This is a genomic window from Fodinibius salsisoli (genome assembly GCF_026229185.1).
GTDB lineage: Bacteria > Bacteroidota > Rhodothermia > Balneolales > Balneolaceae > Fodinibius > Fodinibius salsisoli.
In genome coordinates this window covers 89,007-113,617 of record NZ_JAGGJA010000001.1, presented here as the reverse complement: position 1 = coordinate 113,617, position 24,611 = coordinate 89,007, and the positions used below count along the sequence as shown (strand labels likewise).

The following is a 24,611-nucleotide window of genomic DNA, read 5'->3' as shown; positions in this document are numbered from 1 at the left end:
GCAAGCCTACATTACTGCTTGCCGAACTCTTTGCTGATCAGATAAACATCATCAGTATCAGATGAAAGTTTCATAATGGGATAAATCCACATTAATTGAGGCAGAACTGCGAAGCGTTGCTGGTTCTAAGTAGAAAAATGATCACAGTTTATAGTAAAATGAAAAAGATTAAAAGAACACTGTCTTTCCTCTTAATAATGCTGGCTTTGAATGTCGGCGTTGCTTTTGGGCAGTTAGCAGATGTACCTACCCCGGAGCGGCAGGCTCAACGTATGAGTAATGTTATGGCAGAACGGCTTGATTTATCTGAGGAACAGAAGCAAAAGGTATTAGACTTAAATGTACGATTGGCCAAGAAAGAAAAAGAGCTGCTGGAAAATGAGGATCTGGGCTTTTTCGACAGGGTCGAAAAAATGAAGGAGCTCACCAGGGCAAGGGCCCAAAAACTGGAAGGAATTTTGAATGAGCAGCAGTTTCAAAAGTTTAATGCTCTTAATAATCGTATAAGAAATACAGGCAATAACTGATAGAAGAGCGAAGAAGTTACATCCAAAAATAAACCGGTTTAAGGATAGATTTATTCATGTTTTTAGCAGATATCCGAAGTAAGTGTGGGTTCATATTATTTTTTTTAGCCTTAAGTATGGTCAGTTTTACGGAACCTGCTTATGGCCAATATCCTGATGTGCCGAGTGAAGCGCGGGAAAGGGCAGAGCGGGCCAAGCAGGAAGCATGGGCCAGCGTGAATGCCAAATGGGAAGCGGCAAAAGAACTCAGAGATAGTCTGGAGGCTAATGGAAAGCCTTTTATTCCTTGGGCGTCCGATCCCAATGATTTATCCCAAGCTGAAATTCCTGCATTTCCGGGAGCAGAAGGTGGGGGCGCCTATTCTTTTGGCGGTCGCGGCGGAGAGGTGTATACGGTAACTAGCCTCAAAGATAGCGGTCCGGGTACCTTACGGGAGGCGCTTGAAGCCGTGGGGCCCCGCATTGTGGTCTTTAATGTTTCGGGTATCATTCGCCTGGAGAAACCCTTAATCGTTAAAGCCCCTTATGTAACCATCGCCGGTCAAACGGCTCCCGGAGATGGCGTTGTCGTCGCTGGAGAAACGGTTTGGGTCAATACCCACGATGTGGTCATCCGTCACATGCGTTTTCGTCGGGGAGAAACCGACGTAGGCCGGCGCGATGATTCTATTGGAGGAAATCCTATTGGGAACATTATGATTGATCATGTATCTGCTAGCTGGGGACTGGATGAAAATATGTCGATGTATAGACATAATTATTTGCCTGGGGCTGGTTATGATGAAGAAAAGTTGCCCACCGTAAATATAACCATCCAGAACAGTATTTTTGCCGAAGCCCTTGATACCTACAACCATTCTTTGGGTAGTACCCTGGGGGGCGAAAATTGTACTTTTGTACGCAATTTATGGGCCTCCAATGCGGGACGTAATCCATCGATTGGCTGGAATGGACTATTTAACTTCGTCAATAATGTCGTTTTCAACTGGAGGCACCGAACGACGGACGGCGGAGACTATAAGGCCACCTTCAACATTATAAATAATTATTATAAACCGGGTCCTGTTACTCCGTCGGATGAGCCAGTCGGCCATCGTATTCTTAAGCCCGAAGCGGGACGCAGTGATCTTGATTACATGACCTTTGGACGTGCATACGTTTCCGGGAATGTTATGGAAGGATATGAAGGCGTTACAGAAAATAATTGGGATGGAGGTGTTCAGATTGAAGGTAAAGACGGCGAGCTGATGACCTACTGGGAATCCACGGCCTATTTCCCCAATATCCGGGCTAAAAGCCCGTTCCCGATGGCTCCTGTCAACGTACTGCCGGCCCGAAAAGCCTACAAGTATGTGCTCGATAATGCTGGAGCAACCCTGCCCCGCAGGGATGAAGTGGATCAGCGTATTATCCGGCAGGTCAGAACCGGTGAAATAGAATACCAGGAAGGGCTCAATCCCGACGAGTTTTACCAGTTTGAACATCGTCGGTTAGGCCCCGAATCTTACAAAAAAGGAATTATCACAGACATCCGGCAGGTGGGCGGATATTCTGAATATGAGGGAGAGTCTTACACCGACTCTGACAGCGATGGCATGCCTGATGCCTGGGAAGAGAAATATGGACTTGATCCCAATGATCCATCAGATGCCAACGGGGATATAAATGGAGACGGATATACAAATATCGAAATGTATATCAACGGAATTAACCCGGAAACAAAAAAAGACTGGACCAAGCCTTCCAACAACTTTGACACGCTGGCTGATAAGGAAGAAAATGGAGGGCTTTTAGGCCATATGGATTGATATTGAGCCTTACGATCACAGTCATGACAAGCCAATAAATGGTTTAGCTTCATGACTTTTTCAAGGGGCAACTGGTGCTTTGATCCTGGGCTTCCGGTTGCCCCATTTTTAAAACATTTTTTAACTGAGAAACTAAAGAATAGTCACTGATGATGAAGCACGAACATAAATTTTACTCTTTGCTTATAGTACTGTTGGTTCTTATGGCCTACCCTGTAATGGCTCAAGAATTAGAGACGATCGTTCCTGAAAAGACCTTTCCCAAAGAATATGTGAAAGTTACGGAAGAGCGAGCAGCCGGAATTGTAAAAGAAATGGATTTGACCAAAGACAAGAAGCAACAAGTTATACAAATCGTAGCGCAGCAATACCGTGATTTAAGTGCCATCCAGGATACACGGGATGCACAAATCAAAATGATTGAAGATAAATTTGCAAACCAAGCTACGATCGAGCAGTTGAGTAGGGAAATCAGGCTTAAGGCGGAGCGGCAGACAAATGCACTACACAATCAGTTTTTTGCAAAGTTGACCGCTGAAATTTCAGCTGAACAGGTCAATGAAGTAAAGGATGGTATGACCTACAATGTGGTTGAAAGAACCTACAACGCCTATTTAGAGCAGTTGCCGGATCTGGAGGCAAAACAAGAGGCAAAAATAAAAGCCTGGCTCATTGAAGCGCGCGAATATGCCATGGATGCCGGTTCATCTGACCAGAAGCACCACATTTTTAACGACTATAAGGGGAAAATCAACAATTATTTATCTGCCGAGGGCTACACCCTTGACTAACCATACACTTTTACTCCTGAATTTTAAGATTTTGCAACATGGGAACAGACGATAAGCAAGCAAGGAATATCAGCCGCAGTGATTTTTTGAAAACAGCTGCATTTTCAGTAGCCGGATCAATGGTAGCCATACCCGGTTGGTCACAGGCCGGGATCCGACCTTACCAGTCTGGTACCGATTATCGCTATAAAATTGGTGTGTGCGACTGGATGATTCTCCAGCGACAGGATTTAGATGCCTTCCCGATAGCCGACAAGATTGGAGTAAATGGTGTTGAAGTGGATATGGGTGGACTGGGAGATCGCAAAACATTTGACAGCGAATTGGACAAAGCTTCCAAGCGAAAGGAATTTTTAGATACCGCTGCCAGCCTGGATTTGGAAATCTCCTCCATTGCCATGTCCGGATTTTATGCACAGTCATTTGCAGAGCGACCTACCGTCATGCGCATGGTGCAGGACTGCATTGATACGATGACGGCCATGGGAGTCAAAGTCGCTTTTTTACCGCTGGGCGTACAAAGTAATTTAGTGAAGAACCCGGAGTTGCGACCCAAGGTTGTTGACAGGTTAAAGAAAGTAGCCGAAAAGGCAGAAAAAGCGGGGGTAATCATTGGTATTGAGACCGCTTATGATGCGCAGAGGGAAGTGGAATTGTTGGAAGATATCGGGTCTTCAGCTATCCAAAGCTACTTCAATTTTGCCAATGCCCTACAGGCGGGCAGAGATCTGCATAAGGAGCTTAGAACTTTGGGCAAAGACCGTATTTGTCAAATCCATTGTACCGATAAGGATGGTGTGTTGTTAGAGAACAATCAGCGTTTGAACATGCAAAAAGTTAAAAAGACGCTTGATGATATGGGATGGAGCGGTTGGCTGGTGTTGGAGCGTTCCAGGAATGCAGATGACCCTCATGATATACAAGGGAATTATGGAGCAAATGCAGCTTACATGAAATCTGTATTTCAGTCGGATATTTAAACAGAAATGTTAATGATAAAATTAAAAGTGAAATCGTACCGGATCACAATGAAATACTTTTTTATTTCTGTTCTCTTATTCTTTGGAATAGTGAGTTTAGGACCACCCGCTAAGGCGCAATATCCATCCATTCCTGAAGATCATGAAGCCCGGGCCGGTGCCAAAATGGAGAAGGTCGAAAGCCGTTCGGATAGCATTTGGCAGGAAGTGCTTCCCACCGTTATGGACCAAGCGTTGAATGGAAGGCCCTACCTTCCTTATGCTTCGATGCCCAGTCATCTTCCCCAGGCCGAAATACCTGCTTTTCCCGGTGCTGAAGGCGGGGGAGCGTACACGCTGGGAGGTCGAGGCGGAAAGGTTTATGTAGTCACAAGTTTAAAGGATAGTGGTCCGGGGACTTTCCGAGAAGCAGTGGAAGCAGGTGGAGCTCGTATCGTGGTGTTTAATGTTTCCGGCATTATTAAGCTCAAAAGCCCGATCTACATTCGAGCTCCTTATCTTACTATTGCGGGTCAGTCAGCGCCGGGTGATGGTGTTTGTATTGCAGGGGAATCAGTTAAAATTAATACCCACGATGTGATCGTCCGCCATATGCGATTCAGGAGAGGTAAAACCGAAGTCACCCGTCGGGATGATGCACTGGGAGGACCCGCGGTGGGCAATATTATGATTGATCATGTGTCGGCCAGCTGGGGACTTGACGAAAACCTCTCTATTTATCGGAATATTTTTCACACTGGCCATGAACGGAAAAAGCTGCCTACCGTCAATATTACCATTCAAAATACCATTTCAGCCGAGGGGCTTGATACCTATAATCATGCTTTTGGAAGCACGATTGGCGGACATAACAGTACGTTCATGCGGAATCTCTGGGCCAACAACGTAGGCCGTAACCCTTCGGTAGGCATGCATGGCGATTTTAATTTTGTGAATAATGTGCTCTTTAACTGGTGGAACCGTTCTGTTGATGGCGGAGATTACCGTTCGATGTTCAACATCGTCAACAATTATTATAAACCCGGTCCCATTACGCCTGAAGATGATCCGGTACGGCATCGGATTATTGAACCGGAACGAGGAAATATCGACTCCCTGGTATGGGGACGGGCCTATGTGCATGGAAATCGCGTTGTCGGTAACGAGAAGGTCAGCCAGAATAACTGGGCAGGCGGTGTTCAGTTGGATGATATGTCGTATGAAGAAGCCCAAAAGTATTTTCCCTATTTGAAACGGGAAAAGCCGTTCCCGATGCCAGAGAATATGACCGTCATGCCGGCTGAGAAAGCCTATCAGTTTGTGTTAGAAAATGCTGGAGCGACCCTGCCCCGCAGAGATGAAGTGGACCAGCGTATAGTCAGGCAAGTGCGAACAGGAGAAATCAACAATACCGAAGGAAAGGTCGTGGATACCGGAAGCGAGTTTGTTGACCGTCGCCTGCCGGCTGACTCCTATAAGAAAGGGATCATCATGGACATCAGCCAGGTCGGTGGATATCCGGAATACACCGGAGAGCCATATACAGATTCAGACAGCGACGGGATGCCGGACGATTGGGAAGAGAAGTACGGTCTGGATCCCAATGACCCGTCCGATGCAACCAGTGACATAAATGGCGACGGCTATACTAATATTGAGAAATACATCAATGGTATTGATCCCACTAAAAAAGTGGACTGGACGGACCCGGATAATAATTATGATACCCTGGCCGAGAAGGGCAAGCTCATGGGAAATTAAAACGCCGCTCGCTTAATGAAGGCTTTGCCAAACTACCGAATTTGTCGCTCTGAGGCCCACTGCGCCGAAGTAGCTGTGGCTACGTAGGCTGTCACTTGCCGATCCCGATTTTTCGGGGCCAAATAACGGCTAAAGCTTCTTAGGGGAGATCCTTCTCCGGCGGACAGGATGACAGTTAGGTTTTGCAAAGTCCGTTTAATTACAGGATTAGCAGTTTACAAAGAGATTAAATTTTGATGAATGTCAGATATAAATTAGCCATTAAATCATATTTTGCGGGATGGCTTCCTGTTGCATTGGCGGTCGGGCTACTCGTATTCGGAAATGTCGTGTTGGTATCAGCACAGGAGCAAGAAAGCCCCGTATTCTCCAAAGAGAATGGAGAACTGGGGTACGCTCGTGATGACCAGGGCAACCGGGTGCCCGACTTTTCCTATGCCGGATATATGGCAGGAAATGAGCCGATACCCGATGCCCCTGTCAAAATAGTGGTTCCGCTTAAGAAAGGAGATGATACCCGGCGTATCCAATCGGCCCTGGATTATGTAGCCTCACTCCCGGCTGATGACAGGGGGCTGAGAGGAGCAGTTTTGCTTGAAAAGGGCACCTATTCGGTTTCCGGACAACTTGTTCTGAGAACTTCTGGTGTAATACTGAGAGGGAGCGGAATGAGTAAGGAAGGGACGGTGATAGAGGCTGCCGGTCAGGATCGAAAAGAATTGATTCGGATTGTTGGAAAAGGAGATCGGAAATTAGGAACGGAAGTAGATGTTTCTCAGCCGTATGTGCCGGTCAATGCCATGCAATTTGCGGTAGAAAAGCCGGAGCTGTTCCAGGAAGGAGATCAGGTTGTAATTCGGCGCCCGAGCACAGCAAAGTGGATCGAGGAGCTGGGAATGGCGGAGTTCGGCGGTAATATAGACTGGATTGGCTGGAAACCCGGAGAACGGGATATCGTCTGGGATCGAAAAGTTACGAAGATTAACGATGATACCGTTTTCATCGATGCCCCCATTACCACGGCCTTGGATTCCACCTACGGAGGTGGAACAATTGCCCAATATTTCTGGCCCGGACGGATTCGCCAGGTCGGCATTGAAAATATACGACTGGTTTCTTCTTATGATAAGGATAATCCCAAAGATGAATCGCACCGCTGGATGGCTATCACGATGGAGAATGTAGCGGATGCCTGGGTGCGACAGGTCGTATTTGAGCACTTCGCGGGTTCGGCGGTGCTGGTCCGCCGCAGCGGACGAAGTATCACGGTGGAAGACAGCAAGTCACTGAACCCTGTCTCCGAGATAGGTGGTCAGCGACGATACACCTTTTGGACCAAGGGACAGCAGACGCTTTTTCAGCGCCTGTATGCTGAAAATGGCTACCATGATTTTGCAGTCGGTTACCTTTCGACACTCAACGCTTTTGTTCAGGCAACATCCATGCATCCCCACAGTTTTAGCGGTACGATCAACAGCTGGGCTTCAGGAGCTCTTTTTGATATTGTGAATGTGAAAGGTAATGCTCTGCGGCTGGCTAATCGCGGTCAGGGTGCCCGGGGAGCAGGTTGGACGGCCGCCAACAGCATGGTTTGGCAATGCAGCGCCGCAATGATTGCTTGCGCCAAGCCTCCCACGGCTGAAAATTGGGCCATAGGAGTGTGGTCACAGTATTCTGGTTCCGGCTACTGGGGAAATGTCAATGATCATGTGGATCCTCGCAGTTTGTATTATGCCCAGCTTTCGGAGCGGCTGGGAGAACAGGTCATGAGTCGAGCGGATTTACTGCCGATTACCACAAAATCTTACACAAGCCCCACAAAAAAGCAGGCAGCTGAACAAATTGCAGCTGCCATGGAGACGGCTCCACAGTTGGAGGACTGGATTGACAACGCTTCGGAACGCAATCCTATTCCGACAACTGCCACAGGAGTGAAAAGATTAGAACCATCGGATGTGGCTGCCCCTGATAAGAACCCTCCTGCTCCCAAAGTTACCGTCAAAAACGGCTGGTTAGTTCAGAACGGACAGGTGTTAATGGGGAGAAGGGAAGGTGTGCGCTGGTGGCGGGGCGGAATGCGTCCATTTGCGACCAAGGAAGCGACGCCTCATGTAACCCGTTATGTGCCGGGTCACTATGGGTACGGACTTACCGACAGCCTGCAACAGGTTGTAGAAACATTTGACCGGCAAAATGTTGCGGCCCTGGATCATAATTATGGACTTTGGTACGAGCGCCGCCGCGACGATCACCAGCGGGTACGGCGCATGGATGGGGATGTCTGGGCTCCTTTTTATGAACAGCCTTTTGCCCGCAGCGGAAAGGGTACAGCCTGGGATGGACTCAGCAAGTACGACCTAACGAAATACAATCCTTGGTATTGGGATCGCCTCGATCAGTTTGCAGATATGGCAGAGCGGGAAGGGATTATGCTGATCCACCAGAACTATTTTCAGCATAATATTCTGGAGGCCGGAGCCCACTGGGCCGATTTCCCGTGGCGAACGGCCAACAATATTAACGATACCGGTTTCCCTGAGCCTCCGAACTACGCGGGCGATAAGCGTATTTTTATGTCCAAACAGTTTTATGATGTTACCCATCCCAAGCGGCGAAGCCTTCACCAGTCGTACATAAAAAAATCTCTTTCCAATTTTACCGGAAACAGCAACGTGATCCAGTTTATTGGTGCTGAATACACCGGTCCGCTCCATTTTGTTCAGTTCTGGATTGATACGATTCAGGAATGGGAAGAAGCGACCGGGAACGATGCCTTTATCGGGTTAAGCGTCACCAAAGACGTTCAGGATGCCATTTTAGCCGACAAGGAACGTGCCAAAACCGTTGACCTGATTGATATTCGGCGCTGGCACTACCGCAAGGATGGCAGCTTATATGCTCCGAAAGGCGGACAGTTTTTGGCACCCCGGCAGCATGCCCGGCTGGTGGAATACGGATCAACTTCGTTTGAACAGGTCTACCGGGCGGTTTCCGAATACCGACAACAATTTCCACAGAAACCGGTCACCTATTCAGCGAGGAAAGACCCTGATCTCGGCTGGGCGGTGTTTATGGCAGGCGGATCGCTGGCCTCTATCCCGGAAGTGGAGAACAAGGAATTTTTAACCGATACCGCTACGATGCAGCCGGTTCAGCAGTTTGGAAACCAGCAGTGGGCTTTAAGCCGGGATAAACAGGAATACATTATTTACAGTCGAACGCGGGGTATCCGGCAGCTGGAGGTAGATCCAAGTGTGGAGTCAGTCACGATTAGCTGGATCGATCCTGAGAATGGAGAGATACTGAAAGAGCAAGAAACTTTGGTGAAAGATGGAACGCTGAAATTGGACAAGGCCCCGTCATCACCCTCCATAATATGGATAGATAGCGATATAAATTAAGAATGACCTAAAATCAACTAAATTATTTATGCTACGATATTATAGTCTCTGTTTTCTCATTGGGATGTCTCTGGCAGCCTGTTCAACAGATACGCCGGAAAAGAATAAGAAGGATGAGAAGATGAGCGAGTTGAAAGTCTCGGAAAATAATCGGTACCTGGTCGACGGACAGGGAGAACCTTTTTTCTGGCTGGGCGATACGGCTTGGCTACTCTTTACCAAGCTGAACAGAGAGGATGCACTAAAATACCTGGACAATCGAAAAGATAAAGGGTTTAATGTCATTCAGGTGATGGCCATACCGTCCGTGGAATCCGCGAATGTGTACGGAGACAGTGCCTTTACCTCAAAGAGTGTCGGTCAACCCCGAATAACCGAGGGAACTGAGTTCGATGATTCCACTGCCTACGACTACTGGGATCATGTGGATTACCTGGTAGAAGAAGCTGCCGAGCGGGATTTATATATGGCGTTGGTCCCCGTTTGGGGCAACAATGTGAAGTCGGGTAATGTGAGCCGGGAAGAGGCCGGGAAGTATGCAGCATTCATGGCCAACCGGTATAAAGACAAACCCAACATTGTCTGGCTCAACGGCGGAGATACCTTTGGCAGCGATTCCACAGCTACGTGGAAGATCATCGGGAATACGTTGAATGAAAAAGATCCCAATCACCTGATCACTTTTCATCCGCGTGGAAGAAAAATGTCATCCATGTGGTTTCATACGGAGCCGTGGCTGGACTTCAACATGATACAGTCGGGGCATCGTCGGTATGACCAGGATGACACGGAGCTTAATTTTGGGGAAGATAACTGGCGGTATGTGAAGATGGATTACGAGAAAAAGCCGGTAAAACCCACGATTGATGCCGAGCCCTCCTATGAAGAGATTCCGCAGGGTTTGCATAATCCCGAAGAGCCCCGCTGGAAGGCCCGGCATGTGCGCCGGTATGGTTACTGGTCCGTTTTTGCCGGTGCCTTTGGATACACCTATGGTCATAATGCAGTTATGCAGATGCATGAGCCGGGCGTTGAAGGCGCTTTTGGAGTCAGGAAAGCTTGGTATAATGCAATTGATGATCCGGGAGCGGAACAAATGATTCACTTGAAAGAATTGATGCTTTCCCGTCCGTTCCTGGAACGGATGCCGGACGCTTCATTGGTAGTTGAGCAAGGGGAGCGGAACGACTATTTGGCGGCCACACGGGGTAGCGATTATGCCTTTATCTACACCTATAACGGCCGAGAGATGAATATCGCCATGGGGAAGATCGATGGAAAGGAGGTCAAAGCCACGTGGTACAGTCCCCGGGACGGGAGTGAAAAAGAGATTGGAACGTATGCCAATGAAGGGACCCGTGAATTTGATCCGCCGGGCGAGAAAAAGAATGGCAACGACTGGGTGTTAATTTTAGACAGTGTATGAAAACCCGTATACCGATTAAGAAAATGAACCTTGTCATCCTGAACTGGTTTCAGGATCTCTTGAGGCAATGAGCATTGAAACAAATCTCAGCCAAAATTAACGGCTTTCAACTTTTCAGAATCCTGGATCTCCGAATCCTCTGGGAGGACGACAAAAATCGGTTATGTTCATTTGAATGAAATTTTTGCTTCTATACTGAATCGGTGGACTATAAATCAAGGCTCTTTGGAGTTAGTTAAAATATGAATTGAAAAAGAAGACAATACAATCGGTTTCAAAAAATACATAGTACTCATTTTATGTTCAGCATTCTTGGCGTCGTGCAGCTCCAAATCGGATGAGGTGTATATCTTCAGCTCCTTCCGTGAACCCGGCACGGAGGGGTTATATTTGCTGTACAGCTATGATGGCTACCATTGGAAGAACCTGGGCGGCCCCTATTTGGAACCCAAAGTTGGAGACAGCCATCTTATGCGTGATCCCTCTATTGAACGTGGACCTGATGGTACCTTCCATATGGTGTGGACGACCGGTTGGAAAGGAGATCGGGGGTTTGGATATGCTTCATCTGAAGACCTTGTGAATTGGTCCAAACAGCAATTTATCCCTGCCATGGAACATGAGCCTACAACGGTAAATGTCTGGGCCCCGGAGTTATTTTATGATGATGAAAAGGACCGATATATAATCCTATGGGCCTCGACCATTCCCCATCGTTTTCCAAAAGGACAAGAGGCTGAAGACAATAACCACCGCATGTATTACACCACGACGAAAGATTTTGAGGTGTTTTCAGAGACCAAGTTATTTCTTGACCCGGGATTCAGTGTGATCGATGCCACGATCGTAAAACGAGCCAAAGATGATTATGTGCTCGTGCTCAAAGACAATACGCGTCCCGAGCGAAATCTAAGCGTGGCATTCAGTGATGATCCATTAGGGCCATACGAAAATTATTCTGAGCCTTTCACGAAAAAGTTTACCGAAGGGCCGACCGTCATCGAGAAGCAAAATTCTTGGATCATTTATTATGATGCCTATGAAGATAAGGAATACCTGGCGGTCGAAACTAAAGAGTTTAAGTCATTCGAAGATGTTTCTGGTGAGGTGCAGATACCGGAAGGACACAAGCACGGTACGATTGTCAAAGCCAGTGAAACAGTGTTGGAGCATTTGAAGAATAAGGCACAAGAAATTCGATCTCAGGAAAATTAAAAATCAGGTTTAACGTAATGTTGAAGAAAAGTATAACAGTTATTTGTTGCTTCCTGTGGTATGTTTCCGCAGGCGCACAGGCACCGGATACTGCTCGATTTCATGGAAAGATCCTGCCTAACATGGATTATCATCACGGGCAGTTGCCGCCGGTCATGGGGGTTCATAATATCCAGATACTACGTGCAAATCGGGAATTCCCGGATCGCGCTGAAGGAACGGGCTGGACCTATAATCATGCGCCCAATATGGCCTACTGGAATGGGACTTATTATGTTCAGTATTTAAGCAACCCCGTGGGAGAACACGAGCCTCCCGGACAAACACTGATTGCGACCTCCAACGACGGATACAACTGGTCTACGCCGGAAGTGGTATTCGCACCTTATCCTATACCTGACGGGACAGAAAAAAATGGAGCGGTCGCTCACAATGACAGCTCCCTTATGCACCAACGCATGGGGTTCTATGTGGCCGAAAATGGTACGATGCTTACCCTTGCTTACCACGGAATAGCAATATCCGAGGAGGGGGATCCCAATGATGGAGAGGGCATCGGCCGGGTCGTACGGGAGGTAAAAAAAGACGGCAGCTACGGTCCTATCCATTTCATTAATTATAATGACGGATGGGATGAGGATAACACTTCCTATCCCTATTATACCTCAAGTGACAATGAAGCTTTTGTTGAAGCCTGCAACGAACTGAGAGATACGCCACTGATGGTACAACAGTGGGTGGAAGAGGCGGATCGGGATGACCCGATTATTCCCCTGCAAGATCAATTTAAGGCTTTGAGTTACTATCATCTTCCCAATGGTCGAGTAATCGGATTTTGGAAACATGCGTTGACGTCTATTAGCCAAGATGATGGAGAAAGCTGGGAATACCATCCTGTTCGTTCCCCCGGCTTTGTAACGGCCAATGCCAAACAGTGGGCACAGCGAACCTCGGATGGTCGATATGCGATGGTGTACAATCCGGCTGAGGAATACCGCTGGCCATTGGCTGTTTCCACCAGCGAAAATGGGTTGGATTACCATAATTTATGGCTCATTACCGGAGAAATACCTCCCCGGAGATATATCGGCGCGTACAAATCGTTTGGACCACAATATGTTCGGGGTATACTGGAGGGGAATGGGAGTCCGCCGGATGACAATATGTGGTTGACCTACAGCATGAATAAAGAAGATATTTGGGTCGCTTCTGTCCCGATACCTATAAAGGGCGGGGCCGAAAAGCAGGTGGACCAGGATTTTGAAGGCATCACTTCTATCAAGGATCTTCAAAAATGGAACATATATAGTCCGCTGTGGGCGGCTGTTAACATTTCTGAAAATGACAGTGGGACTAAAGCATTGACATTGACAGACCGTGACCGTTACGATTACGCGCGGGTGGATCGTCTTTTTCCTGAATCTAAACGATTGGCGACCGAATTCACCGTAACTCCAGGGCAGTCCGACTATGGGACTCTTGAGATTGAAATGCAGGATGCCAAGGGGACGGGGGCTGTTCGAATCATCTTTGATGAAGATGGGATACTAAAGCTAAAGGTGGGGCCCAAAAATAATGACTTGCTGGAATATGAAGCCGGTGAAGAGTATCAGTTTTGCATCGAATATGATGCTGAAAATTGGGAATATGCCCTCTACCTGAACGGAGAGCGAGTAACCTTCCGCCGGTTCTATGTGGCCGTTGATGATTTAAGTCGCGTAGTATTTCGCACGGGTGATCGTCGCTATTTCCCGACTATTGATACGATGGAAAAGAAGGGGGCTGACCTGGAAAAGGCCGGGAAACCGGTTGAAGAAGCTGTATACTATCTTCATTCCCTGAAAACAGAACAATTCGAAGGATTTTGAGGAAGGGATTAACAAGAAACTAACTACTAAAAGAAAAGATAGACAAATGAAAAAGTTAGCAATAACAGTATTGATGCTGTCTTTGATTGGGATAGGTGAGCTTTGGGCCCAATCGGACCAATGGAAGGAAGGTATCGTTGAAGAAGAATTTATTTATAAAGAGGCTCCCTTCCCCTCGGCTCATGCAGCTACGATAGAAGAAACGGAGCAGGGATTGATTGCGGCCTGGTTTGGGGGGACCGATGAAGGCGATGACGATGTAGGCATTTGGATAAGCCGGCTTCAAGATGGCGCATGGACGGCCCCTGAGGAAGTGGTTACCAGCGTGGAGGATGAAGGAAAGCAGTATCCCAGCTGGAATCCGGTCCTCTATCACACGCCCAACGGACAGACCAAGCTTTTTTATAAAGTGGGCCCCAGCCCTTCTACGTGGTGGGGCATGGTGATAACTTCAGATGACGGCGGAGAAACCTGGTCGAAGCCTGAAAAATTGTCGGAGAGTATCTTAGGACCAATAAAGAATAAGCCGGTTCTATTGGAAAACGGAGACTTGCTTGCCGGTTCCAGTACCGAAGACAATGGCTGGAAGGTGCATATGGAACTAAGTCCCGATTTCGGGGAGACATGGACCAAGGTTGGTCCCTTAAACGAAGGGGATGAATTTCAGATTATACAACCAACGATATTGAGCCACGGGGACGGTACCCTGCAGATCCTTGCCCGCAGCCAGAGCCGGGCCATCGTAGAATCATGGTCACAAGATTATGGCCAAAGCTGGTCGCCTATGAAAAAGAGTACTCTTCCCAATAACAACTCCGGACTCGATGCGGTAACTCTGGATGATGGACGGCATTTGCTCGTCTATAATCACGTGCGGCCGCCCGAAGGAGCCGAGCGGGGGAAAGCGGAACGAACGCCCTTGAATGTGGCTGTTTCTGAGGATGGCGAAGCATGGAGTGCAGCATTAGTATTGGAAGACTCAAAAATCAGCCAGTATTCCTATCCTTCGGTTATTCAATCGAAAGATGGGATGGTACATATCGTCTATACCTGGCGGCGCGAGCGCATTAAGTATGTCAAAGTGGATCCGTCAAAGCTTGATCTTCACGCTATGGAACAAGGGCACTGGCCCGATTAGGTGCAGTGAATCAGGATAAAAATGAAAGAGATTCTAACAAAATATAGCCTCTTAGCTATACTTCTGCTTGCAACAGGAGTGGAAGGGAAACTATGGGCCCAGGAAACCGGCGATCGGTTACCGGCAGCGTTTGAACAGATCGAGGCTGAGTATAACGTCGATCTACGATATGAAGGGGGGTTGGTAAAAGACCTTTGGGTCTCTGATAAAGATTGGCAGGGAGAAGAGTTGCAAGAAAGCCTGATCAGCTTGTTGTCTCCTCATTATCTGATGTTTAGCAAAGCGGGGGAAAAGCAGTATGTGATCAAAAAGTTTGAGGTGGACCGCAGGTCGCCGGAAGAAGGCAAAGCACAGCTTGAATACTTGTCTCATCGATATGATGATCGCCAAAGCTGGGAGCAAAGAAGTGAGTTGCTGCGCCAGTGTATGTTACAATCATTGAAACTCTCGCCGCTTCCACCAAATCCCAATTCTGATCCCATTATTACTAACAAGCGCACATACGATGGCTATACGGTAGAAAATGTAGCCATCGAAACTGTACCCGGTCTTTATGTGGCGGGCTCCCTCTATCGGCCTTCCAAGATGCAGGGGAAAGTGCCGGTGATTCTCAGTCCCAATGGACATTTTAACGGGGGGCGATACCGGGAAGATCAGCAGCTACGGATGGCGACCCTTGCGCGGATGGGAGCGATGGTATTTAGTTATGATTTGTTTGGGTGGGGCGAATCTCAGCTTCAGGTTGATTCAAAGGCCCACCGAACGCCCCTGGCCATGACGATACAGATTCTCAACGGCATGCGAATTGTAGATTTTTTAACCGGCTTGCAACATGCTGATTCCACCCGGATTGGCATTACCGGCGGTTCAGGCGGAGGCAGCCAGACTATGCTGCTGACAGCACTGGATAATCGCATCGATGTAAGCGTACCGGTAGTGATGCTTTCTTCTTACTTCAACGGGGGATGCCTCTGCGAAAGCGGTCGGCCGGTACACCTGTGTGGCGGCGGGACCAACAATGTTGAAATAGCAGCCATGGCTGCTCCGCGTCCGCAGCTCATCATTTCGGATGGCAATGACTGGACGGCGGATGTGCCGGAAATCGCTTTTCCGTATGTGCAGAAGATATATAGGTTTTATGGTAAAGAGTCGCGGGTTGAGAATAAACACTTCCCTACTGAAGGCCATGATTACGGACCATCCAAACGAGTAGCTATGTACCCCTTTCTGGCTCGGTACCTGGGATTGAATTTGGAGGCTGTTACCAATGAAAAAGGGAATATTGACGAATCGGCTGTCAGAGTGGAGGACGAATCTGAGCTGTATGTCTTTGGAGAAGATGGTAGTCGGCTTCCCGAGCAGGCAATTTGCAGTTTCGAGGCCCTGCAGAAAATAGCCGCAAAATATTTCAGCAATTAATAAACGACGATTGCCTTTAACATTTGATACAACATTATGAAAACACGGACAGGTCTTTTTACTGGTGTAATGCTGGGGTTTCTGATTTCAACCGTTACTGCGACAGCCCAGCAGCGGGGGTTGGTCAATACGGCTGAAAGTCGACATGCTGCCATGCACAGCGTTGATATGGATGCGGTAAAATGGACCGAGGGCTTCTGGGGCGAGCGTTTCCGGGTAGCGCGGGAGTCGATGGTGCCGCACATGGGAGACATGTACCAGGATCCGGAAATTAGTCATGCTTATCGAAATTTTGAAATTGCAGCAGGTTTGAAAGAGGGAACCCACGAAGGACCCACCTTTCATGATGGCGACTTCTACAAATGGTTTGAAGGGCTGGCCGCCGTTTATGCCGTCACTAAAGAGGACACCCTGGCGCAGGCGATGGATCGCATTGTAGATGTGATTGGCAAGGCGCAGCGACCGGATGGTTATATTTTTACGGCTCTGACCATTGCCCGCCAGAATGGTGATGAAGAGGCCCAGCCGCTGGACCGCGATTTTGAAACGTACAATATTGGTCATTTGCAGACCGCTGCGGCAGTCCATTACCGTGCTACCGGTAAGCGGTCGTTACTGGATATAGCGATACGTGCCACTGATTTTCTATATGAGGTCTATAAAAATGAGCCGTCTAAACTGGTGAGTAATGCCATCTGTCCTTCGCACTATATGGGCGTGGTAGAAATGTACCGGACTACCGGAGGTCCCAAATATCTTGAGCTGGCCAAAGGGTTGATCACACTACGGGATAAAGTTGAAAAGGGCACCTTTCACAACCAGGACCACAAGCCATTTCGAAAACAAACCAAGGCGGTGGGACATGCGGTCCGCGCAAATTACCTATATGCGGGAGTGACAGATTTGTATATGGAAACAGGCGATGAAACCTTGCTGGAACCGCTGCAGGAGATTTGGAAAGATGTGATACAGACAAAGATGTATGTGACGGGAGCTACCGGTGCCCTCTATGACGGGGTCTCGCCGGATGGCATAAGCTACAATCCATCGGAAATCCAGCAGGTGCACCAGGCCTATGGAAATGCCTATGAGTTACCCAATATGACAGCGCATAACGAAACCTGTGCTAACATTGGTCATATGCTCTGGAACTGGCGGATGCTGTTGGCTACGGGAAAAGCCAAGTATGCCGATATCGTGGAGCTGGCCCTCCATAACAGTGTGCTCTCGGGAGTAAGCCTGGATGGCCGCCGTTATTGCTACACCAATCCATTACGGGTCGATCAGGACCTTCCCTATAATCTGCGATGGTCCAAAGAGCGAGAGGAATACATCAGTCTTTCAAACTGTTGTCCGCCTAATTTAATACGGACCGTAGCGGAGGTTCAAAATTTTGCCTATAGCTTATCGGAGGAAGGCTTGTATGTCAATATTTATGGCAGCAATACACTGTCAACCTCTCTGGGCAGCGAGGGCGGTGACCTTAGCATAATCCAGAAAACCGATTATCCGTGGGAAGGGACGATCAATCTGACTATGGAGAAAGTGCCGAGCGATAAGTTTTCAGTCTTTTTTCGCATCCCGGGCTGGGCGGATAATGCGAATATCAAGGTTAATGGCAAGGTCATTGATACTGAGGCTGAACCCGGTACGTATGCTGAGATTAACCGAAGCTGGTCGGCCGGAGATCAGGTAACGCTGGACCTGCCGATGGAAGTGAAGCTGCTGGAAGCCAACCCGTTGGTAGAGGCCAACCGTAATCAAGTGGCCGTGAAGCGCGGCCCCATCGTGTACAGCATGGAATCGGTGGATGTACCCAAAAGCGAGTCAATCTTTGATATTGCCATTCCATCGGACATCAAATTTGAAAAAGTGCGCAAGCAGATTGGATCAAGTGAAGTGGTGGCCCTGAAAGGGCAGGCCAAGCTGGTACAGGATCCGGAATGGGAAGGACAACTTTACCGGGAGGTATCTGCAAAAGAACCTACTCCGGTTGGCATCCAACTGATGCCCTACTACGCCTGGGGCAACCGCGGAAGTGAGACCAATATGACCGTTTGGATGCCGGTTATCAGGTGAATTGAAATTCTATTCTTTCTCAGTTTATGGAACGTATTACCGCACAGTACTACATTGAGACCCCGCTGGCAATTGAACAGGCCGCCGAAGTATTGGCTGGGGAACAGTCTTCAGGGACTTTTACCGATGTGCCGGGGGAGACCGAGGAGCTTAAAGAACGTTTTGCAGCCCGTGTGGAATCCATAGAGCCGCTGGATACCGTGCAAAACCCCAGCTTGCCCGGTGTGAGTGTGGATTCGAAGGGGCATTCATATCAGCGAGCGAATGTAGAAGTATCCTGGTCGATAGAAAATTTTGGATATAATCTGCCGGTAATGATCTCCACCCTGCAGGGAAATCTGTACGAGCTTCGTCAGTTTACGGGACTTAAACTCATGAATCTGGAAGTGCCCCCTTCGTTTAGCGATTATTTCAATGGACCGAATTTTGGTATTGAAGGGAGTCGGCAGGCGGCCCAAGTACAGGACCGGCCCCTGATAGGAACGATCATCAAGCCCAGTGTTGGCATGTCGCCCGGGCAGACCGCCGAACTTGTGGATACATTGGTGGACACCGGCATCGATTTTATAAAAGATGATGAATTGATGGGATCGACGGCTAATTCTCCATTTGAGAAGCGACTGGAGGCCGTGATGAAGGTGATCAACAGGCATGCGGACAGGACCGGTAAAAAAGTGATGTATGCCTTCAATATCAGCGGCGAGATGGATGATATGCTGCGTCGATATGAACAAATTGTGAAATCGGGAGGCACCTGTGCCATGCTCAGTCTTAACAGCATAGGACTTTCCGCCGCTAAGAAAATTTGTGACCAGGGCGAATTGGTGATCCATGGCCATCGCAACGGCTGGGGCATGCTGAACAGGCATCCTCTGTTGGGCATTGAGTTTCCTGCTTATCAAAAATTGTGGCGGCTGGCAGGAGTTGACCAAATTCATGTGAATGGCATTCAGAATAAATTCTGGGAGTCGGATGATTCCGTAGTCAAATCCATTAAATCCTGTCTGAAACCCCTGCTTGGCGGTTATTCAATACTGCCGGTGGTTTCATCGGGACAGTGGGGAGGGCAAGCTCCCGAGACTTATCGCCGTACGGGCACAACGGACCTGCTCTATATGGCCGGTGGAGGTATCCTCGGGCATCCCGGGGGACCGGCTGAGGGCGTAAAGGCGCTGAAGCAAGCCTGGGAAGGGACTGTTGAAGGCAAGTCGGTGGAAGAGACGGCCGATAAGTACCCGGAATTTGCAAAGTCTGTTCAAAAATTTGGAGGAAATCAGTAATGGCCGGCAACTCTGACCCTTTATTGGCTTTTTATGGTGATGATTTTACCGGCTCGACCGATGCTCTTGAATTTATGAGCCGGGTTGGAGCCCAATCCATACTCTTCATGGAGCCGCCCACACCCGATCAGCTTGCCGAGTATGAGCAGTTGGATGCGATCGGGGTAGCCGGCAGAAGTCGGGCGATGACGCCGGAAGAAATGGAGCAGGAGCTTCCCCGTGCTTTAAAAGCGATGAAAGAGTTAAAGGCCAGGCACATCCATTATAAGGTCTGTTCGACCTTCGATTCGTCTCCGACTATTGGAAGTATCGGCAAAGTGATTGATATCGCCGCAGATATTTTTGATTCCAGCTTCATTCCTTTGCTGGTGGCGGCTCCTGCCTTAGGAAGATATTGTACCTTCGGCAACCTGTTTGCCCGGATGGGCATCGGAAGTGACGGCGATATTTTTCGGCTGGACCGCCATCCCTCCATGAAAGATCATCCGATTACACCGGCCGATGAAAGTGATCTTCGGTTACATCTCGGCCGACAGACGGCAAAGGAGGTTGGCTTGCTTAACCTGCTTGAGGTTGCCAAAGAAGGGGAGGAAACCCGTCGAATCCTTGAAGAAACTGTCCGGGAAGGTGCGGACGTAGTCCTTTTTGATGCGCTGGAAGAGAAACATATGACTCGGATTGGAAGCCTGATTGACGAATATGGGTCACCCAACGATCCCCTTTTTTCGGTAGGGTCGTCCGGCATCGAAATGGTACTGGGCAATCACTGGATAAAAGAAGAAAGGTTGCGGCCCCGAGAAACCTGGGATAGCCCGGGAAAAGCAGCGCCCATGCTGGTGGTTTCCGGAAGTCGGTCGCCGGTAACGTCAAAACAGATCGAATGGGCGCTTGTGAATGGTTTTGAAGAAGTGTCCCTGGATACGGAAGCTCTTGCGAAGAAAGGGAATATACCTTCAATCCATCACCAGCATGTTGCAGAGGTAGTAGAACTACTGAGAAAAGGAGAAAATGTCATCGTGCATACCAGTTTCGGGGCTGATGATTCACGGATCAATGCTACAAAAGCGGTGTTTGATCAGCAGGGACTGAGCAATTACGAGATCCGTACCCGCACAGCTCAATTGTTTGGCACCGCGCTGGGCAAAATCGTGGGAGAGGCATCGGAGCAATTCGATCTACAGCGTGTGGTCTTTGCCGGTGGGGATACCTCCAGCTTTGCCGCCCATGCGTTGGATATCGAAGCATTGAAAATGATAGCCCCCATTGTCCCAGGGGCACCGCTGTGTAAAATCTCGGCCTCAAAAGAATCACTGGATGGGCTCGAAGTGAATATCAAAGGGGGGCAGGTGGGACCCAAAGAGTATTTTGGAATGGTATTGGAAGGAAAGAGTCATCACAATTTTTAATAACAAATGATATAGCATTATGAGCAACAAAACCTTAGGACTCATCCATACTTCGGCAACGCTTGTACCGATTTTTGAAGAACTTTGTAATGAGCATCTGGATGGTATCGATCGATTTAACATCGTTGATGACAGCCTGATCAGTATCTGTATTGAAGAAGGTGAGCTGACCCCGTCAACGGCCCGGAGAGTCGTAGAGTATGTAGGATCCGCGGAAGATGCCGGAGCCGATTATATCCTGGTGACCTGTTCATCCATCGGTTCGGCTGTGGAAACCGCCGATACCCTGAGTAATGTGCCGGTGCTTCGTGTCGATCAGCCGATGGCCGATAAAGCGGTAAAAACGGGTCAGGAGATTGGCGTCATTGCCACTTTGCCCACTACTCTTAATCCGACGAGTGATCTCGTTGAGCGAAGAGCTGCCAAAGCAGGAAAAGAGATCGAACTGACATCCAGACTATGCGAGGGCGCCTTTGATGCCCTGATGGGCGGTAATCCTGAGAAACACGATGCTATGGTGGCAGAAGCGCTGAAAGAGCTTTCGGACCAGGTCGAAGTAATTTTGCTGGCCCAGGCATCGATGGCACGGGTCGTTGACCAGCTGGATGAATCCGAAAAGACCGTTCCGATCCTTGCCAGTCCCCCAACTGCTGTAGAATACCTGGCTTCCGTACTTTAATAAACCATTATGCAATTATTTCGCAAACTTTGCCTGGGGGTAACCGGTGGTAGCCTTTTGCTGCTGATAGTTGGACTATTAGGCAGTACTGCAGGACTGTGGCAGGCAGCGGCGGTGGGATTGGCGGTTAGTTTTTCAGTTGGGATGGGGGCCATCCCGGCGCTGCAAAACTATCAATACACCGGCTGGATCGTCACCGCAGTGGTATGCGGAATGATTTATCCCTCGGCATTTCTGGAATGGGGCAGCTTTGACTTGCGACACCCTTGGGTCATATTGATTGTCGTACAGCTGGTGATGTTTGGGATGGGCACCCAAATGAGCGTGGATGATTTTTCGGGCCTGGCAACATCGGGTCGGGGCGTACTGATTGGATTACTGGCACATTTCTCGGTTATGCCGCTGGTGGGATTTGGGTTAACGCAATTATTTGGCTTCGACCCAGAAATTGCAGCCGGCGTCATATTAATTGGTTCCTGCTCAGGCGGACTGGCCTCCAACGTGATGGTCTACCTGGCCCGATCCAACCTGGTGCTATCGGTGACCATGACAGCTATGTCCACCCTCGTGGCTCCTTTCATGACCCCTTTGTTGATGAAACTTCTTTCCGGTACGTTGATCGAGGTTTTATTCGTCGACATGATGATGCAGATCATCAAGATTGTGATCATTCCCATCGGAGCGGCCCTGCTGTATGATTACCTGAAAAAAGCTTCTGGTAAAGGTTGGCGAATAGTGAAGATATTGTCTTGGATTAGTGCCGTTTGGTTGAGCGCACTGCCGTTGGGTTTATGGAATGTGTTATCAGGTATTCTACCGCCTGCATTGCTTCAATCAGCCGGGATGGTGGGCTTTGTAGGAAGCGCTATTCTGGCCGGTGTGGGCTATTATTGGCTCACAGTTCGATTCCCAAAGACAGATGAGATTATGCCCTATATATCGATGTTTGGTATCGTCTATTTTACCACCGTGACGACTGCTGCCGGTCGTGAGCATCTGCTCACGATAGGTCTTTTACTGTTTGCGGCAGCGATTATCCACAACACGGCCGGCTATGTATTTGGTTACGGATTGGCCCGCTTATCGGGATTGGATAAAAATTCGGCGCGGGCGATCGCTTTTGAAGTGGGGATGCAGAACGGCGGCATGGCCTCCGGTTTGGCAGGCAGTATGGGCAAGCTGGGGACGGTTGGCTTGGCTTCCGCGGTATTCAGCCCCTGGATGAATATTACCGGCTCTATTTTGGCCAACTACTGGAGAAAACAGCAACTGGCTGACGAAGAATCAGATCTGACGGTCGAACAGAAGCAAGAAGCCTATGCTTCAAAAGTGTAACAGGATCAGAATATATAACCATTTATAATTAATAAAAGTATCACTATGTCTTCAAAAATAACCATCCGCTTATTTGTACTGCTATTGGTTGCATGCGTTGGATTAGTACAATCAGTCGAAAAAGTTCATGCTCAAGATGATGCTGGTGAGGCTGTTATCCAACCGTATAGTGAGAACCCTTGGTATTGGCAATATGAGGGAAAGCCGTTAGTACTGATTGGTGGATCTAATAATGATAATTTGTTTCAATGGACAGGCAGCAAACTGACCGATCATCTGGATCTTCTTGTCTCGCTGGGAGGCAACTATGTGCGAAATACGATGTCTGACCGTGATGATGGAGATGCCTACGCTTTCAAAAAGCTTGAAAGTGGGAAGTATGATCTCGATCAATGGAATGAAGAGTACTGGGATAGGTTGGAATTCTTTCTGCAGGAAACCAGCAGGAGGGAAATAATCGTTCAGCTTACCCTGTGGGACCATTTCGATATGAGCGGCGGAAATTGGGAAAAGCATCCCTGGAATCCAGCGAATAATATAACTTTTGAAGCAGGGGTTCTCGAAGGAGAGGAAGATTTTTACGGGGGATCCGTCTATGATGACAACAAAGAAATTATAGCCTATCAGCAAAAGTATATCGACAAATTGCTTTCCATTACACTTCAATATGGAAATGTCTTATACAATATCAATAATGAAGGTAGTCAGCGTAAAGTATGGGACAATTACTGGGCATCGTACATCAGTGAGGAAGCAAAAAAGCAAGACAAAGAGATTTATGTGACGAGTATGATATTTGATCCTTCCAGCTCGGTCAGGCATGTGATGACCTATCGCGATTTATACTCTTATGCGGAAATCGCACAAAATAATCAGGACTCCCGCGGTGCCCGGGGACCGGCACATTATGCCAATATTACTAACTGGAGAGATAAACTTCAGTCGGATCCGATGCCCATGAATAATGTTAAGGTTTACGGTTCGGGTATAGGGGATAATTATTCTGCCGGATCCCGGAAAGAAGCAGTAGCCCGATTCTGGAAAAATATCTTTGCGGGGAGCGCATCAAGTCGATTTCACCGCCCGGAAGGAGGCTGGGGTATTGGCTTAGAGGAGCATGCTCAAACCAACATCAAAGCCATGTCGATGCTGCTGGAGGAGTTCAATATTTTCGAATCCGTTCCCCATAACGATCTATTATCATCTTATGTAACTTCTGTTCCTTCCGCTATGGAAGCATATTGCCTGGCGAATATTGGTGAACAGTATGCCGTCTATTTTCCAGAAGGCCGCTATACGGTTGATCTGGATCCCTGGATATTTGCAAGGGAATTGCAGATTAAATGGCTGAATATTGATGAGGGTACCTGGTCGGAGCCAGAAACGGTTTCGATGGAGTGGGAAGGAGGTATTCAGGAATGGGGACACCGGGGAAGTGTACGGCTCACGACGCCCGGTAATGAATCGTATGTGGCTTTCTTAGAAGTGGTAGAACCTTAGTAAGATAGAGTCGTTCAAA

Annotated in this window: 18 protein-coding genes; 17 read left to right on the top strand and 1 reads right to left on the bottom strand. The window is 48.4% G+C overall.

Translation table 11 applies throughout. The features are described from left to right. Window positions 1-158: 158 nt before the first annotated feature. From J6I44_RS00395 to J6I44_RS00375, 5 genes are all read left to right on the top strand, one after another. Window positions 159-527: a DUF4890 domain-containing protein gene (locus J6I44_RS00395; protein ID WP_265763946.1), complete on the top strand. Its 369-nt coding sequence runs from the start codon at window positions 159-161 to the stop codon at window positions 525-527. Between the two features lie 116 nt (window positions 528-643). Next, a complete protein-coding gene (locus J6I44_RS00390; RefSeq protein WP_265763945.1) occupies window positions 644-2,335 on the top strand; it encodes a hypothetical protein in 1,692 nt (563 codons plus the stop codon). A 149-nt stretch (window positions 2,336-2,484) separates the two neighbouring features. Continuing rightward, the gene (locus tag J6I44_RS00385) at window positions 2,485-3,126 is read left to right on the top strand and encodes a DUF3826 domain-containing protein (protein ID WP_265763944.1); all 642 of its coding nucleotides are present in this window, start codon (window positions 2,485-2,487) and stop codon (window positions 3,124-3,126) included. Between the two features lie 38 nt (window positions 3,127-3,164). Beyond that, window positions 3,165-4,106, top strand: coding sequence for a sugar phosphate isomerase/epimerase family protein (locus J6I44_RS00380; protein WP_265763943.1), 942 nt, complete (start codon window positions 3,165-3,167; stop codon window positions 4,104-4,106). Between the two features lie 48 nt (window positions 4,107-4,154). Next, window positions 4,155-5,846: a hypothetical protein gene (locus J6I44_RS00375; RefSeq protein ID WP_265763942.1), complete on the top strand. Its 1,692-nt coding sequence runs from the start codon at window positions 4,155-4,157 to the stop codon at window positions 5,844-5,846. Window positions 5,847-5,878: 32 nt separating this feature from the next. Here the strand turns inward: J6I44_RS00375 and J6I44_RS00370 are convergent, their stop codons facing one another. Beyond that, window positions 5,879-6,034 (bottom strand): hypothetical protein, encoded by a 156-nt coding sequence (locus J6I44_RS00370; RefSeq protein ID WP_265763941.1) that lies wholly within the window; start codon window positions 6,032-6,034, stop codon window positions 5,879-5,881. Window positions 6,035-6,082: 48 nt separating this feature from the next. Here J6I44_RS00370 and J6I44_RS00365 point away from each other — a divergent pair, with 48 nt between their 5' ends. The 12 genes from J6I44_RS00365 to J6I44_RS00310 all read left to right on the top strand — a co-directional run bounded on the left by J6I44_RS00365 (window position 6,083) and on the right by J6I44_RS00310 (window position 24,592). Continuing rightward, window positions 6,083-9,247 (top strand): DUF6298 domain-containing protein, encoded by a 3,165-nt coding sequence (locus tag J6I44_RS00365; protein ID WP_265764419.1) that lies wholly within the window; start codon window positions 6,083-6,085, stop codon window positions 9,245-9,247. Window positions 9,248-9,275: 28 nt separating this feature from the next. Beyond that, window positions 9,276-10,673 carry a glycoside hydrolase family 140 protein gene (locus tag J6I44_RS00360; RefSeq protein ID WP_265763940.1) on the top strand — a complete coding sequence of 466 codons (1,398 nt, stop codon included), beginning with the start codon at window positions 9,276-9,278 and terminating at the stop codon, window positions 10,671-10,673. A gap of 267 nt (window positions 10,674-10,940) precedes the next feature. Then, entirely contained in the window at window positions 10,941-11,888 is a 948-nt protein-coding gene (locus tag J6I44_RS00355; protein ID WP_434084219.1) for a glycoside hydrolase family 43 protein, read from the top strand. 17 nt (window positions 11,889-11,905) lie between these two features. Further along, window positions 11,906-13,756: a sialidase/neuraminidase family protein gene (locus tag J6I44_RS00350; RefSeq protein WP_265763938.1), complete on the top strand. Its 1,851-nt coding sequence runs from the start codon at window positions 11,906-11,908 to the stop codon at window positions 13,754-13,756. Window positions 13,757-13,802: 46 nt separating this feature from the next. After that, window positions 13,803-14,894, top strand: a complete 1,092-nt coding sequence (locus tag J6I44_RS00345; protein WP_265763937.1) for a sialidase family protein — start codon at window positions 13,803-13,805, stop codon at window positions 14,892-14,894. Between the two features lie 21 nt (window positions 14,895-14,915). Then, window positions 14,916-16,313 (top strand): alpha/beta hydrolase family protein, encoded by a 1,398-nt coding sequence (locus tag J6I44_RS00340; protein ID WP_265763936.1) that lies wholly within the window; start codon window positions 14,916-14,918, stop codon window positions 16,311-16,313. Window positions 16,314-16,349: 36 nt separating this feature from the next. Next, on the top strand, window positions 16,350-18,392 hold the full coding sequence (locus J6I44_RS00335; protein ID WP_265763935.1) for an aceric acid hydrolase: 2,043 nt from the start codon (window positions 16,350-16,352) through the stop codon (window positions 18,390-18,392). Window positions 18,393-18,418: 26 nt separating this feature from the next. Continuing rightward, entirely contained in the window at window positions 18,419-19,672 is a 1,254-nt protein-coding gene (locus J6I44_RS00330) for a ribulose-bisphosphate carboxylase large subunit family protein (protein WP_265763934.1), read from the top strand. Further along, window positions 19,672-21,078: a four-carbon acid sugar kinase family protein gene (locus J6I44_RS00325; protein ID WP_265763933.1), complete on the top strand. Its 1,407-nt coding sequence runs from the start codon at window positions 19,672-19,674 to the stop codon at window positions 21,076-21,078. Before J6I44_RS00330 ends, J6I44_RS00325 begins: the two co-directional genes overlap by 1 nt. A 19-nt stretch (window positions 21,079-21,097) precedes the next feature. Then, window positions 21,098-21,757 carry an aspartate/glutamate racemase family protein gene (locus J6I44_RS00320; protein WP_265763932.1) on the top strand — a complete coding sequence of 220 codons (660 nt, stop codon included), beginning with the start codon at window positions 21,098-21,100 and terminating at the stop codon, window positions 21,755-21,757. Between the two features lie 9 nt (window positions 21,758-21,766). Further along, on the top strand, window positions 21,767-23,092 hold the full coding sequence (locus J6I44_RS00315; protein ID WP_350356657.1) for a bile acid:sodium symporter family protein: 1,326 nt from the start codon (window positions 21,767-21,769) through the stop codon (window positions 23,090-23,092). 45 nt (window positions 23,093-23,137) lie between these two features. Beyond that, the gene (locus J6I44_RS00310) at window positions 23,138-24,592 is read left to right on the top strand and encodes a DUF6298 domain-containing protein (RefSeq protein ID WP_265763930.1); all 1,455 of its coding nucleotides are present in this window, start codon (window positions 23,138-23,140) and stop codon (window positions 24,590-24,592) included. Window positions 24,593-24,611: the final 19 nt, after the last annotated feature.